This is a genomic window from Acuticoccus sp. (genome assembly GCF_965213555.1).
Taxonomy (GTDB): domain Bacteria; phylum Pseudomonadota; class Alphaproteobacteria; order Rhizobiales; family Amorphaceae; genus Acuticoccus.
Genome location: NZ_OZ243890.1, coordinates 3,041,834 through 3,055,501 on the forward strand (window position 1 = coordinate 3,041,834; position 13,668 = coordinate 3,055,501).

A 13,668-nucleotide genomic window follows, 5' to 3' on the forward strand; every position below is an offset into this window, starting at 1 on the left:
TTGGCAAGGCCTTGCATCGCCGCGGACGGACGGACGTCGACGAGCCCATGAGCTCCCTGCCGAACAGCACCAGGGACGAGGCCGCGAGCCTGACCCTCGACCGGCTGATGGGGCAGGACCGGCGCGGCGACCTCGGCGTCCTCGACCTCGTCGGCGTCGTCTGGCGCAGGCTCGGGCTGGTCGTTCTTGTCGGAGCGCTCCTCCTCGCGCCGCTCCTCGCGGTCATCGCGGCGCTGCCCGCGGTCTACACCGCGCAGGCCTCGCTGGTCATCGATCCCCGCGACCGCTTCGCCGTGGACGTACGCCCCGTCCTGCCGGCAACGCCGCTGGGCGACGAGGCAGCGATCGCGAGCGAGGTCGAGATGCTGCGATCCGGCGACCTGCTGCGCCGGGTGGTGCTCGACCTGAAGCTTGCGGAACAGGGGCCGTTCGCCCCGGAGGACGAACCGGACGGTCCGCTCGAAGGGCTGCTGGCGAAGCTCTCGCCGCGAGGGCGCGGCGGTGACGAGCGGCCGGCCCCGATGGCCCTGCCGACACCGGGGACGCTGCCCTCGGTGGTGCGCGCCTTCGACGCCGACGCGGCCGACCTCGGCGCGCTGGGCCTTGGCGCCGTCGAACTTTCTCGCGTCGTCTCGGAGGTTGCCAAGCGGCTCGACGTGTGGGCGGTCAACGATTCGCGAGTGATCGAGGTGCGCTTCACTGCGCCCGACCCTGCGCTGGCCGCCGCCGTCGTCAACCGCCTCGTCGGCCTGTACTTCCAGATGCAGGCCGATGCCCGCGCCGCCATGGCGGACCGGACCATCGGGTGGCTCGTCGGTGAGATGGACGAGCTGCGCGCTGAGCTCGAGGCCGCCGAACGTGAGGCGGAGGACTTCCGCTCCCGCGCCATCGCCGAGGTCGGCGCCGATGCCGAGCTCGTGCGGCAGCAGATCCGCGAGGCGGGCAGCGCGGTCCTCGAGGCGCAGGCGCAGGAGCAGCGCGCCATCGCCCGCCAGCGTGCCGCGCTGGCGGCCTTCGAGGCGGAGGGGGCCCGCGGCGTCCTCGCGGTCCTCGACTCTCCCGCGATGGAGCGGTTCGCCGAGCGCGAGGGCGAGGCCGACGAGCTCCTCAGGGAGCTCACCGCGCGTCATGGCCCGAACCACCCTCGCCTCGACCGCCCGCGCGAGGCGCTCGAGGCGATCCGCGAGCAGATGCGGACGGAGGCGAGGAGCCGGCTCGCCAACCTCGCCTCCGAGGTGAGGTTCGCGAACGAGCGGGTCGCCGGGCTCGAGGAGGAGCTGGCCACGCTGCACCGCCGCCTCGACGAGGCGAGCCGACAGGACATCCGCCAGCGCGCGCTGAACCGTGAGGTCGCCGCGGCGCAGGCGGTTTATGAGACGTTCGTGGCACGCGCGCGGGAGGTCGAGCGCATCCCCGTCGACGTGTCGCCGGGCTGGATCGTGTCGACCGCACGGCCGCCGGCCGAGCCGTCGAGCCCCAACCGCACGGTCCTCGCGCTGGCCGCCTTCGCGTTCAGCGGGATGATCGCCTGTGCCGTCGCCCTTGGCCTGGAGGTGCGCTCGCGGGGCCGCCTGAGGATCGCGTCCGAGGTGCGCTCCGAGCTCGGCACACGCTGCAGCGGGGTCATCCCGCTCGCGAGGCGGCGCGGCGCATGGCCCTCGCGTGCCCGACAGGTGGCCCGCTGGCCGCTGACGCGACCGAGGTCGGACTTCTCGCGCGCCGTCCGTGCCCTCGCCCGCCATGCGCTGGCGGCGTCGCGCGACGAGCGCGGGCAGCTTCGGCCGATCGTGTTCACCTCGTTGGGCAAGGGCGACGGCAAGACGACGGTGGCTCGCGCGGTCGCCTACGCCCTGGCGACGGCCAAGCGTGTGCTCGTCGTCACCCTCGACGGCGGAGCGGACGACGACGGGGGAGCTGCGCTGGTCCCGGACGTCCTCTCGGCGGAGGGGATCGTCACGGCGGCGTCGCCGGCCTGCGAGGGCGCGAGCGCGGTGCTCCACATCCTCGACCTCGGCGGACGACTGAGCGCCTCGTCCACCGCGGAGGAGCTCACGGACGTGTTCTCGGCGGTGTTGCCGCGCTACGACGTCGTCATCGTCGACGGTCCGGAGTTCGCCAGCAACGTCGACTTCGTGCTCTGTGCTGCGGAGGTCGCCCGCGTCCTGCTCCTCGTCGACGCTCGCCGCGCCCGTAAGCGCGCGGTGGCCGACGTCCAGCGCACCCTGCGGCAGGGGGGCACGGCGCTTTGGGGCGTCGTCCTCAACCGCTCGGCATCGATCCGAGCCGGCGCGTGACCCCACCGGCCGACGCGGTCTCCGGCGACGGCCGCGCCGGCGACGCACCGCCGGGCCCCATCGAGGCCGGCACCGGGGCGCAGCGGCCCGCAGCGCATCGGCGGGCGTTGGCCGACCGCCTCAGCCTCCTCCTCTACGCCGCGATCACCGCGACCGCGGCGCTCGCGACGTTCCTCACCATCCCCATCCTCGTGCGCCTCCTCGGGCTTGCAGGATTTGGAACCTGGTCCCTCATCGAGCCCATCGTCTACCTTGGGACGGCGCTGGCGGTGCTCGGTGCTGAGCATGGTGTGATGAAGCAGGTGGCCCACGATGGCGGCGACGTTCGCCGTGTCGTCGGCGAGCTGCTGCCGCCGTGTCTCGTGCCGCTCGTCGTCGCGACGCTGCTCGCCGTGCTCGTGGCGCTCCTCGCCGCCGGCAGCATTGCCACCGCGCTCCTCGTCGGCGCGGTGGCGGCGGTGGAGGGCGTGCTCGCCTTCCTCATGGTGGCGGCGCGGGCGAGCGGCCGCCTGGTCGGCTTCGCTGTCGGCCAGATCGGCCGCACGCTCCTCGTGCTTGCCGGGCTCGCCCTCGTCCTCGTCGTGCCTCGGCTCGCGATCGACGACGTCGACGAGGTGTTGGCCGTGCGCCTTGCGCTCGTCGCGTCCACCACCGTCCTGGTGCTCGGCCTCCTTGCGCCACGGTTCGGCTGGTCGTGGCGCCGGCTCGCGGACGCGGTGCACTATGGCTCCGGCATCCTCGTGACGAGCCTGTTGTCCCTCGCGCTCGACGTCGCCGACCGCTACGCCGTCGGGTCCATGGGCGACGAGGCCGCCGTCGGGGCCTACGTCGTCCACGTCAAGGTCGCTGCCTTGGTGGGACAGGGCGTCCTCATGCCGTTCATGCTCTGGTTCCCCACCGAGCGGTTCCGCCACATGCGCGACGCGGACGGCGGCGAGGCGTTCTTCACCACGACGGCGGAACTCTTCCTGCTGGTGCTCGTCATCGCGTGCGGCGCGACGTTCCTCGCGGGCCCGATCGTCGTGGCGACCTTCGCGCCCGAGGTCACCTACGCGCCCGGAACGCTCGCGTTCGTCCTGTTGTCGATGCTCGCCATCGGCATGACGCACCCGCTCAACATCGGCCTGCTGCGTCCCGGCCAGACGCACAAGAACGTCTACGCCATCGCGTGCGGCCTCACGGTCCTCGCGCTCCTCCTGCTGCCGCTCACCGCGCTGCTCGGACCGTTGGGTGCCGCGGCCGCACGCGCCGTCGGCAGCGTGGCGTTCCTCGTCGGGATCGCCTGGCTTTCGCAGCGCGTCGATCCGGTCGGCTTCGCGCTCCTTCGCATGGCGGCCGTCGTCGTCGCAGCCATGCTCGCGGTTGCCGCGCTGCAGCTCGCCCTGCCTGGCGTGGGGCTGCCGAACGTCGTCCTGCGGACCGCGCTCTTCGTCGCCCTGAGCGCTGCGATCGCCGCGGCGTGGTGTACGGTGGGTCCGGGCCGGGCCGTCGGCGCGTCGATGCGGGACGTCGCGATGGCCCTGCGGCCCTCGCGTCCCAGCCGCGCCTGAGGCGGACCGCCGGCCCCATCCGGCCAGCTTTGGGCGACGACGAGCGGCCGCATCACCGCGCGCACCTCCCACGGACTGGGAACAGCCGCGAGCCCCGCGCTTCGAAGCGCGGCCCGGATGGTCGATGGTCCGTCCGACGCGCATTGCCCTGATGTGGCACCGAGGCCACGGCCCGTCCCTTCACCAATTCGTAACGCTGGCGCTTAAGCCGCGCTTTAGTGCAGCCGCTCACCCTCGCGGGAAAGAGTGCCCGAACACGGGCTGAAACCCGAGAGGCAGACGATGAACGTGGCAGTGCGGCAGGTGGACGATGGCACCTCGAAGGGCGTCCCAATGAACTCCAACGCACGGGAGGCGTACGTGGAGAGCATCCGCCTCATCGAGCGCGCGCATCGGCGCTTCCTCGACGTCGTCAAGGACGAGCTCGAGCGGCTCGGTCGGGACGAGGTCAACAACGTCCAGGCCGTCCTCCTGCACAACGTCGGCGGGGAGGAGCTGACGCCGTCGGAGCTGAAGTCTCGCGGGTACTACCTGGGCTCCAACGTCTCCTACAACCTCAAGAAGCTGAACGAGCTCGGCTACCTGGTGCAGCGCCGGTCGAACCGAGATCGCCGCACGGTGCGCATCACCGTGACGGAGAAGGGCGCGGAGGTTGCAGCGCTGGTGGAGGCGTTAATCGACCGTCAGATGCAGTCCCTTGGCCCCATCGGCGGCGTCGAGGGGGAGGCGTTGGAGGCCACCGGCCTCGTCCTGCGCCGGCTCGACAGGTTTTGGAAGGACCAGGTGCTCTACCGATTGTGAACTGAGCGTCCCTTCGCGCCGCCGACGCAAGGCTCGGCACAGCGACCCTTGTGATGTGATGGTCCTCGGCTCGCTCGTTGTTCGTTGACCATTTGCGTGGTACCGCGAGCTCCTGTTCAGCCAGTGCCAGGAGTTGCGCGTGACAACGATGTTGCGAACCTTGAAGTTGCAGCGCATCGCTCAGCGCCTCGTCGGCGTGGCCGTGCTCGCCCTTCTCGCCGCTCCTCCGGCAGCGGCGACGGACGATGGCCCGCTCGCGGCCCTGCGCGACTACAAGCGCCAGGCGGAGTGGTCGGACCGGTTCGACGCGTCGCTCCCCGAGCTCCGCGCGGTCAACTCCTCGCACCCGACGCTGTCGCCCGAGGCGCTGGGGCGGATGCAAATCGCCATCGGCAACCACGGGCGCATCGCCGCTGCCGGCGGCTGGCCCATCGTGTCGTCGCCGCGGGTGGCGCTGCAGCTCGGAGCGCGCGACCCGAACGTGCCGGTGCTGCGCCAGCGCCTCGCGGTCTCCGGCGACCTCACCCAGGTGAGCGGCAGCTCCGACGTCTACGACTCCTACGTCGCTGCGGCGGTCCGCCGCTTCCAGCTGCGGCACGGGCTTTCCGCCAACGGCATCCTGGACGCGCCGACCCTCATCGCCATGAACGTGCCGGTCCACGTGCGGCTGCGCCAGCTCGAGACGAACCTCGTCCGCATCTCCGAGCGCGCCGTCGGGCTCGGCGAGCGCTACGTCCTCGTCAACATCCCCGCGGCGGAGATCGAGGCGGTGGAGAGCGGGCGCGTGCGCTCGCGCCACACCGCCGTCGTCGGCAAGGTCGACCGGCCGAGCCCGATCCTCACGAGCCAGGTCCACGAGATCAACTTCAACCCGTACTGGACAGTGCCCGTCTCCATCGTGCGGCGCGACCTCATCCCGAAGATGCAGGACAACCCCTCCTACCTCGCCGACCAGAAGATCCGCATCTATCGCTGGGGCGATGAGAGCCGCGAGTACGACGTCCGCGAGATCGACTGGAACACCGACGAGGCCACGCAGTACATGTTCCGTCAGGATCCGGGGGAGCTCAACTCCCTGGGGACGGTGAAGATCAACTTCCACAACGCGCACCAAGTGTACTTGCACGACACGCCTCAGAAAAGCCTGTTCGGCGAGGGTGCGCGGTTCCACTCCTCGGGCTGCGTGAGGGTGCAGAACGTGCGCGAGCTCATCACCTGGCTCGTGGCACCGAACGGTTGGGATCGGGGTCAGGTGGATGCGGTCATCCGGTCCGGCCAGAGGCGCGATGTGCCGCTCGAGGTGAAGACGCCGATCCTGTTCGCCTACATCACCGCCTGGGTGAACGCGGACGGCGTCGTCCACTTCCGCGACGACATCTACAACCAGGACCGGGTGACGACGGCCGCCTACGACGCCGGCATCGGACGGCTGCGCTAGGCGCTGCGCATCCGGGGTGGCCGCCGCCGCGTTGATCGCCTTCGACCGGCGACGCCACGACGCTGTCCGCGACGCCCTCATGCCATGGCGGGGTGCCGCGATGCGACTGCGGTGCGTTGGCTGCGCAAGCGACCCCTTGGGGGGCGACCGCGCCGCTTGTTGCACCGGTTGCACCGGGGACGCGCCCATCCGCGTTCGAGCCATGCTGGGGTCCGACGAGCCTGGCTTCGCGCTGCGGGACGGCGAGCGAGCGGGGCCGTGCGGGCGCCGGCGGTTCTTGGTGCCACGGACCGTTGCGACGGCGCGACCGTTGCAGCCGCGCCGTCGGGCGTGCGAAGGCTGGGGGATCACGGCCGGTTGCGATGAGGGGGGCGCCATGAGCCTGCGAGATGCCGTCGAGACGCGTCCGTTCTTCGACGAGGGCCTCGCCGAGGCGGACCCCGAGATCGCCCGCGCCGTCGCCCTTGAGCTCGAGCGCCAGCAGACCGAGATCGAGCTCATCGCCAGCGAGAACATCGCCTCCCGCGCCGTGCTCGAGGCGCAGGGCTCGGTCATGACGAACAAGTACGCCGAGGGCTACCCGGGCCGGCGGTACTACGGCGGCTGCCAGTTCGTCGACATCGCGGAGGAGCTCGCCATCGAGCGCGTCAAGCGCCTGTTCGGCGTCGAGTTCGCCAACGTCCAGCCGAACTCGGGCAGCCAGGCCAACCAGGCGGTTCTCCTCGCCTGCGCCAGGCCTGGCGACGTCCTCATGGGCATGGGCCTCGACGCCGGCGGCCACCTCACGCACGGCGCGAAGGTCAACCTGTCCGGACGCTGGTTCGACGCGGTCGCCTACGGCGTCGACCCGCACAGCGGCCTCATCGACTACGACCGCGTCGCAGACCTTGCGCGCGAACGCCGCCCGGCGGTCATCATCGCCGGCGGCTCGGCCTACTCGCGGGTGATCGACTTCGCCAAGTTCCGCCAGATCGCGGACGAGGTCGGCGCGCTGTTCCACGTCGACATGGCGCACTTCGCGGGGCTCGTGGCGGGTGGCGTCATCCCAAGCCCGTTCCCCCACGCCCACGTCGCGACCTCGACGACCCACAAGACGCTGCGCGGCCCGCGCGGCGGCATCATCCTCACCAACGACGCCGGCCTTGCCAAGACGCTCAACTCGGCGATCTTCCCCGGGCTCCAGGGCGGCCCGTTGATGCACGTGATCGCCGCCAAGGCGGTGGCCTTCGGCGAGGCGCTGCAGCCCTCGTTCAAGGTGTACGCGCGGCAGATCGTGGAGAACGCACGCGCCTTCGCCGAGGCGCTGCGCGCGCGCGGGTTCGACGTCGTCTCCAACGGGACCGACACCCATGTCATGCTCGTCGACCTGAGGCCGAAGCGCGTGACCGGGCGGGACGTGGAGCGCGTGCTCGGGCTTGCGGCGATCACCTGCAACAAGAACGGCGTGCCGAACGATCCTCAGAAGCCGATGGTGACGTCGGGCATCAGGGTCGGCACCCCGGCCTGCACGACGCGCGGGTTCGGCGTCGCCGAGTTCCAGGACGTCGCGCGGATGATCGCCGAGGTCGTCGACGCGATGGACCAGGGCGGCAACGCGGACAAGGGCGTCGTGAGGAGGGTGCGCGGGGAGGCCGAGGCGCTGACCGCCCGGTTCCCGATCTACGGCTGACGCCGTCCGCCGGCGTGCGGTGCCCCTTCTGCGCGGCCGACAACACGCAGGTGCGCGAGACGCGCCAGACCGAGGACGGCGCGGCCAACCGGCGCCGTCGCGTCTGCGCGGTCTGCGGCGGCCGCTTCACCACGTTCGAGCGCGTGCAGCTGCGCGAGCTCACCGTTCTCAAGCGCTCCGGCAAGCGCCAGCCCTTCGACCGGGACAAGCTGGTCCGCTCCATCGCCATCGCGACGCGCAAGCGTCAGGTCGCGGACGAGACCATCGAGCGGATGACGAGCGGCATCGTGCGCCAGCTCGAGGCGTCCGGCGAGGCGGAGGTCGCTGCCGCGACGCTGGGTGAGCTCGTGATGGAGGCGCTGCGGGTCGTCGACGACGTCGCCTACGTGCGCTTCGCCTCGGTCTACCGCAACTTCGCCGAGGCACGGGACTTCGAGGCCTTCGTCGCCGACCTCGCCGAGACGGTCGGCCAGCGCAAGACGGCCGAGGAGGGGTGAGGCGTCTGGCGTCGCAGCGGGCACCGGCGGTCCTTGGGTCGGCACGCGTGCTCCGGCGCCGCCGAACGGAGACGCCGCGCGAGACACTGCGCCGTGTCCCCTCGAGTTCGCCCTGGCATGTCGGCGGTCAGCGATGCCGGCTGCCCTTACACCCGACGGCGCGCCTCAGCATGCGTCGTTCAAGCCGACGGTCGATCCGAGCTCGGGCAATGTTCGGGCGACGAGCCGGCGAAGCTCGTAGCGTGACGGCGTCGGTGCCCGGATGCGGGCAAGGCTGAAGGGCGAGCATCGCTGCTCGCGGCAATCCGCATGACATCCTGAGAGCCGTCGGGCGATGGAGCAGCGTGCCTATGCTGCTACGTTGTCGGCGCAACGCTGCGAAGTCGGCTTGGCGTCGCAGCGTCTGACGCCAGATGCGTCGCGGGATGCCGGCGAGCACTTGGCCGGGCCTTGCACAGGTCGAGGTCCCTCTACCCCGGGCCGATCGGACGCGACGGAGAGTTGCCCGGGCCGAGAAAGCTCCGTGGACCAGGCCGATGGAGGGAAGGCGCGGCGGCGAGATACAACAGCTGCACCCGACAAACCGCTCGACTTCCCGGAAGCCGCCGGGCGATGGGCCAGCGTGCCCATGCTGCCACGGTGTCGGCGCCACGCCGCGACGTCGGGTCGGTGTCGACAAGCGGGGTCCGACGGTAGCAAGGGGCCCGGCACAATGCTGGGACTTCGGCTCGCGGAGGTCGAAGAGCCTTCGGGACAGGGCGATCGGATGGCGATGGCGCGTTGCCCGGGACGACGAAGCTTCGTGGACCAAGCCGCACGGGACGATCGATCCATGGCCGCTGCCCTGTCGCTTGGCCGGCAGGGCCTCGGACGGACCGCACCGAACCCGTCGGTGGGGGCCCTCATCGTGCAGGACGGCACCGTCGTGGGGATCGGCCGCACGGCCGATGGCGGTCGGCCGCACGCGGAGGTGGTGGCGCTTGCGATGGCGGGCAGCGCGGCGCGGGGCGCGACGCTCTACGTCACCCTCGAGCCGTGCTCGCACGTGGGGCGGAGCCCGCCCTGCGTCGACGCCGTGCTCGCGGCCGGCCTGATGCGCGTCGTCGTGGGTGCGCTCGACCCAAACCCGCTCGTCGCCGGGCAGGGCGTGGAGGCGCTGCGTCGCGCCGGTGTCGAGGTCGTCGTCGGCATGCGCGAGGGCGAGGCGCGGCGCGACCTCTCCGGGCACATCCTGCGCATGATCCACGGCCGACCGCACGTCAGCCTCAAGCTCGCGGTCTCGGCGGACGGCGCCATCGGCCGACGCGGCGAGGGCCAGGTCATGATCTCAGGGCCAGGCTCGCGGGCCAGCGCACACCTCATGCGCGCGCAGCACGACTCGATCGCCGTCGGCGTCGGGACCGTCCTCGCCGACGATCCTGCGCTCACCTGCCGCCTGCCCGGGATGGCCGGGCTATCCCCGACGCGCGTCGTGTTCGACACCGAGGCCCGGACGCCGCCGACCGCCACGCTCCTCGCCGGAGGAGCAACGATCCTCACGGCGCCGGACGCCGATGGCGGCCGCGTGCGGGCGCTCCACGTCGCCGGTGCCACCGTCGTGCCCGTACCGCGCGGCGAGGGCGGACGGCTCGACCTTCACCTGGCGCTGCGGGCGCTCGCCCGGTCCGGTGTCACGCGCCTCCTGGTCGAGGGCGGCGCAGCCCTCGCCGAGGCGTTCGCGGCCGCCGACCTCATCGACGCCGCCACGTGGATCGAGGCGCCGCGCCGCGTGGGTGGGGACGCCGTGCGACCGTTCGGTGGCCGGGGCGCGGCGGCGCTTGCGCGGCGACTGCCCATGCGCCACGTGGGATGGGTCGGCGAGGACCGATGGACCCAGCTGTGGCGGCTTCCATGTTCACTGGCATCATCACCGACGTCGGACGCCTCGTGAGCCGCGCGAGCTTTGGCGACGGCGCGCGACTTGCCATCGCCTCGCGCTACGCGCCGGAGACCATCGCCATGGGTGCCTCCATCGCCTGCGCCGGCTGCTGCCTCACGGTGACGACGGTGAAGCCCGAGCGCGACGGATCGGTCTTCACCGTGGACGCCTCGGCCGAGACGCTGGCCCGCACCACGCTCGGCACCTGGCGCGAGGGCGAGCGCGTCAACCTCGAGCGCGCCCTGAGGGCCGGGGACGAGCTCGGCGGCCATCTGGTGGCCGGGCACGTCGACGGCCGCGCCGAGGTCTTGGACCGGATCGACGGCGAGGACATGACGACGTTCCGCGTCGCGGCGCCGGCCGACCTCGCGCGCTACATCGCCCACAAGGGGTCGGTGACGCTGGACGGCACGTCGCTGACATCGAACGAGGCGGCCGACGCGTTCACCGTCGCGATGATCCCGCACACGCTGAAGGTCACCACCTGGTCGGAGCGGCAGGTCGGTGACATGGTCAACATTGAAGTCGACACCATTGCGCGGTACGTGGCGCGGCTCGTCGGTGCAGAAGGTGCTGACGGGCCGTCGCGCCGGGCCTAGCCCGGGCTGAGGGATCCATGGCGGCACGCGCGCTCATCATCGAGGCGAGGTTCTACGACGACATCGCCGACATGCTGCTCGCCGGCGCGCGCGCACAGCTCGCGCGTCGGCGCTTCGGCGACGACGTGGTGAGCGTCCCCGGTGTCCTCGAGATCGCGCCGGCGCTCGCCATGGCCATCGCCTCGGCGCGGCGGCGCGACCTCCCCTACGGGGTGTTCGTCGTGCTCGGCTGCGTCATCCGCGGCGAGACCGGGCACTACGACGTCGTCGCAGGGGAGGGGAACCGCGCCGTCGTCGACCTGCAGGTGGCCAACCGCTTAGCGCTCGGCAACGGCATCCTGACGGTGGAGAGCCGCGAGCAGGCCCTCGTCCGCGCCGACCCTGCGCAGAAGGACAAGGGTGGCGACGCCGCGCTCGCGGCGATCGCGCTCAACGACCTGCGCCAAGCGTTCAACCGATGAGGCCTCCACGCGAGGCTGCGCCGCGGCAGAAGCCGGCGAACAAGCGTGCCGTCGCGCGGCTCGCTGCGGTCCAGGCGCTCTACCAGATGGACGTCACCGGGTCCGGCGCGCGCGACATCGTCAAGGAGTTCGAGCTGTTCCGGCTGAAGCAGGACATCGACGGCGAGGAGCTGCGCGCCATCGACATGAACTGGTTCGACGGCATCGTCACCGGGGTGGTGGCGCACCAGCGCCGGATCGACACCGCCGTCGACGACGCCCTGAAGGAGGGCTGGCCGCTCAGGCGCATCGACCTGACCTTGCGGGCGGTGCTCCGGGCAGGGACGTTCGAGCTCATGATGCGCGAGGACGTGCCGGTGCGCGTGGTCATCTCCGAGTACGTCGAGGTGGCAAAGGCGTTCTTCGGGGAGGACGAGCCCCGCCTTGCGAACGGAGTGCTCGACGCCATCGCGCGTCACGTGCGCTCGGAGGGCGTTGATGGTTGAGGTGGTGAGGACGGGCACGCTGTCCGTCGCGGTGGAGGTGACGGGGCCGGCGGACGGTCGGCCGGCGCTCCTGCTGCACGGCTGGCCCGACGGTCCGCGCACGTGGGACGGCGTGCTTCCCGCGATCCACGACGCCGGTTGGCGCACGGTGGTGCCGACGCTGCGCGGGTTCGGGTCGACGACGTTCCACCAAGGCGAGCCGCCGGTCGGTGACCTCGAGGCGCTGGGCCAGGACGTCCTCGACCTCGTCGGCGGAATGCAGCTTGAGCGGCCCGTGGTCGTCGGTCACGACTGGGGCGCGCGGGCCGCCTACATCGCTTCGATGCTGGCGCCCGAGCGGATCGCCGCGTGCGTCGGCGTCTCGGTGGGTTGGGGCACCAACGTGCCCGACCAGCCGCTCAGCCTCCGGCAGACGCAGAACTACTGGTACCACTGGCTGTTCGCGACGCCGCGCGGCGAGCGTATGGTCCGCGAGGACCGTCGTGCGCTGACGAGCTATCTGTGGCGCCTGTGGGCCCCGGGTTGGGACTTCGACGCGGCGACCTTCGCGGCGACGGCCGAGGCGTTCGACAACCCGGCATGGCCGGACGTGACGCTGTCCTCCTACCGAGTGCGCTGGGATCACGCGCCGGCGGCCGCACGATACGGCGCGATCCGTCGGCGGCAGGCCGATGATCCGGCGATCGCGGTGCCGACGATGACGCTGCACGGCGGCGCGGACCCGGTGAACGCGCCGGAGACGTCCGAGGGTCGGGAGGCGATGTTCCGCGGCCCCTACGAGCGTCGCGTTCTGCCGGGGCTCGGGCACTTCCCCCAGCGCGAGGATCCCGACGCGGTCGCCCGCCACCTCGTCGACGCGCTCGCCATGGCCGCCTGACCGGGTGGACGAGGACGCGCTGATCGCGCGGATCTTTGCGCCACTCGCCACGTCCGAGGGGGCCGAAGGGCTGACCGACGACGCCGCGACCTTCCCGTGCGGCGAGGGCGACGTCGTCGTCACCTGCGACGCGCTGGCCTCAGGCGTGCACTTCTTCCCCGACGATCCGCCCACCGCCCTCGCCGCCAAGGCGCTGCGCGTGAACCTGTCCGACCTCGCGGCCAAGGGCGCCCAACCGTTCGGCTACCTCCTGGCGCTCGCGCTGCCCGAGGGGTGGACTTCCGCCTGGGCGGAGGCCTTCGCCGGCGGGCTCGCGGCCGACCAGGCGCGCTACGGCGTGACGCTCCTGGGGGGCGACACGCTGCGTGCCTCGCCGGGCGGCGGCGCGACGATCACGATCACCGCGTTCGGCCGGGTGCCGGCGGGGTCCGCGGTGCGACGCCGGACCGCGCGCCCGGGCGACGTCCTCACGGTGACGGGCACCATCGGCGACGCCGCGCTCGGGCTCCAGTGCCGGCACGCGCCGGCGTTCGGCCTGCCCCAGGACAGCGCAGACGCGCTGCGGGACGCGTACTGGTGGCCCCATCCGCCGGTGGCCGCCTGGCGCGCGGTGCGTGCGCACGCCCGTGCGGCCATGGACGTCTCGGACGGGCTCGTCGGCGACCTTACGAAGATGTGCCGCGCCGCGGGCGTCGGCGCGACGCTCCACGTCGAGCGCGTCCCCCTGTCACCGCACGTGCGCGCTGCCGTCGCCAACGATCCGTCCGCCCGCGACATCGCGCTGACGGGCGGCGACGACTACCAAGTCCTCGCCGCGGTGCCTCCGGGGCGTGGCGGCGTACCTCGACGCCCTCCGCCGCGACGGCATCGAGGCCGCCGCCATCGGGCTCGTCACGGAGGCGTGCGGCCCGGTCCGCACCGTGGATGGCGACCGAGAGATCACCTTGGCCGACGGCCGCTTCCAACACTTTTGAGCGCTACGGTGCAGGCGGCGACCGTCAAAGTCGCTTCGCGGCCATACCAAGGGCTGGCGCAAGGGAGGCGGCTTGCCGGTGTCGATCGTGGGGTGTAAGCCGCCG

General features: G+C 72.1%; 12 protein-coding genes. All 12 read left to right on the forward strand.

The annotated features are described in order from the left end of the window. Nucleotides 1–47 precede the first annotated feature (47 nt). Nucleotides 48–2,294, forward strand: coding sequence for a GumC family protein (locus ACOOE8_RS14380; RefSeq protein WP_420392120.1), 2,247 nt, complete (start codon nt 48–50; stop codon nt 2,292–2,294). Further along, nucleotides 2,291–3,844 carry a lipopolysaccharide biosynthesis protein gene (locus ACOOE8_RS14385; protein ID WP_420392121.1) on the forward strand — a complete coding sequence of 518 codons (1,554 nt, stop codon included), beginning with the start codon at nt 2,291–2,293 and terminating at the stop codon, nt 3,842–3,844. Before ACOOE8_RS14380 ends, ACOOE8_RS14385 begins: the two co-directional genes overlap by 4 nt. 282 nt (nt 3,845–4,126) lie before the next feature. Further along, nucleotides 4,127–4,645, forward strand: coding sequence for a MarR family winged helix-turn-helix transcriptional regulator (locus tag ACOOE8_RS14390; RefSeq protein WP_420392122.1), 519 nt, complete (start codon nt 4,127–4,129; stop codon nt 4,643–4,645). 148 nt (nt 4,646–4,793) lie between these two features. Beyond that, nucleotides 4,794–6,083: a L,D-transpeptidase family protein gene (locus ACOOE8_RS14395; RefSeq protein WP_420394719.1), complete on the forward strand. Its 1,290-nt coding sequence runs from the start codon at nt 4,794–4,796 to the stop codon at nt 6,081–6,083. Nucleotides 6,084–6,459: 376 nt separating this feature from the next. Beyond that, on the forward strand, nt 6,460–7,752 hold the full coding sequence (glyA, locus tag ACOOE8_RS14400) for a serine hydroxymethyltransferase (protein ID WP_420392123.1): 1,293 nt from the start codon (nt 6,460–6,462) through the stop codon (nt 7,750–7,752). Nucleotides 7,753–7,766: 14 nt separating this feature from the next. Then, entirely contained in the window at nt 7,767–8,249 is a 483-nt protein-coding gene (gene nrdR / locus ACOOE8_RS14405) for a transcriptional regulator NrdR (protein ID WP_420392124.1), read from the forward strand. Nucleotides 8,250–9,081: 832 nt separating this feature from the next. Continuing rightward, nucleotides 9,082–10,179 (forward strand): bifunctional diaminohydroxyphosphoribosylaminopyrimidine deaminase/5-amino-6-(5-phosphoribosylamino)uracil reductase RibD, encoded by a 1,098-nt coding sequence (gene ribD, locus ACOOE8_RS14410; RefSeq protein WP_420392125.1) that lies wholly within the window; start codon nt 9,082–9,084, stop codon nt 10,177–10,179. Continuing rightward, nucleotides 10,140–10,766: a riboflavin synthase gene (locus ACOOE8_RS14415; RefSeq protein ID WP_420392126.1), complete on the forward strand. Its 627-nt coding sequence runs from the start codon at nt 10,140–10,142 to the stop codon at nt 10,764–10,766. The genes ribD and ACOOE8_RS14415 overlap by 40 nt, the downstream gene beginning before the upstream one ends. A 17-nt stretch (nt 10,767–10,783) precedes the next feature. Next, entirely contained in the window at nt 10,784–11,227 is a 444-nt protein-coding gene (locus tag ACOOE8_RS14420) for a 6,7-dimethyl-8-ribityllumazine synthase (protein ID WP_420392127.1), read from the forward strand. Further along, nucleotides 11,224–11,712: a transcription antitermination factor NusB gene (nusB, locus tag ACOOE8_RS14425; RefSeq protein ID WP_420392128.1), complete on the forward strand. Its 489-nt coding sequence runs from the start codon at nt 11,224–11,226 to the stop codon at nt 11,710–11,712. Before ACOOE8_RS14420 ends, nusB begins: the two co-directional genes overlap by 4 nt. Continuing rightward, nucleotides 11,705–12,589: an alpha/beta fold hydrolase gene (locus tag ACOOE8_RS14430; protein WP_420392129.1), complete on the forward strand. Its 885-nt coding sequence runs from the start codon at nt 11,705–11,707 to the stop codon at nt 12,587–12,589. The genes nusB and ACOOE8_RS14430 overlap by 8 nt, the downstream gene beginning before the upstream one ends. 4 nt (nt 12,590–12,593) lie before the next feature. Continuing rightward, the gene (gene thiL / locus ACOOE8_RS14435) at nt 12,594–13,661 is read left to right on the forward strand and encodes a thiamine-phosphate kinase (RefSeq protein WP_420392130.1); all 1,068 of its coding nucleotides are present in this window, start codon (nt 12,594–12,596) and stop codon (nt 13,659–13,661) included. The last annotated feature ends 7 nt before the right edge of the window (nt 13,662–13,668 follow it).

Bases quoted from the DNA above. Each gene is read 5' to 3' on its own strand.
- ACOOE8_RS14420 (WP_420392127.1), top strand. From the start codon at position 10,784: ATGGCGGCACGCGCGCTCATCATCGAGGCGAGGTTCTACGACGACATC.
- ACOOE8_RS14380 (WP_420392120.1), top strand. From the start codon at position 48: ATGAGCTCCCTGCCGAACAGCACCAGGGACGAGGCCGCGAGCCTGACC.
- ACOOE8_RS14415 (WP_420392126.1), top strand. From the start codon at position 10,140: ATGTTCACTGGCATCATCACCGACGTCGGACGCCTCGTGAGCCGCGCG.
- glyA (WP_420392123.1), top strand. From the start codon at position 6,460: ATGAGCCTGCGAGATGCCGTCGAGACGCGTCCGTTCTTCGACGAGGGC.
- ACOOE8_RS14430 (WP_420392129.1), top strand. From the start codon at position 11,705: ATGGTTGAGGTGGTGAGGACGGGCACGCTGTCCGTCGCGGTGGAGGTG.
- ACOOE8_RS14390 (WP_420392122.1), top strand. From the start codon at position 4,127: ATGAACGTGGCAGTGCGGCAGGTGGACGATGGCACCTCGAAGGGCGTC.
- ribD (WP_420392125.1), top strand. From the start codon at position 9,082: ATGGCCGCTGCCCTGTCGCTTGGCCGGCAGGGCCTCGGACGGACCGCA.
- nusB (WP_420392128.1), top strand. From the start codon at position 11,224: ATGAGGCCTCCACGCGAGGCTGCGCCGCGGCAGAAGCCGGCGAACAAG.
- ACOOE8_RS14395 (WP_420394719.1), top strand. From the start codon at position 4,794: ATGTTGCGAACCTTGAAGTTGCAGCGCATCGCTCAGCGCCTCGTCGGC.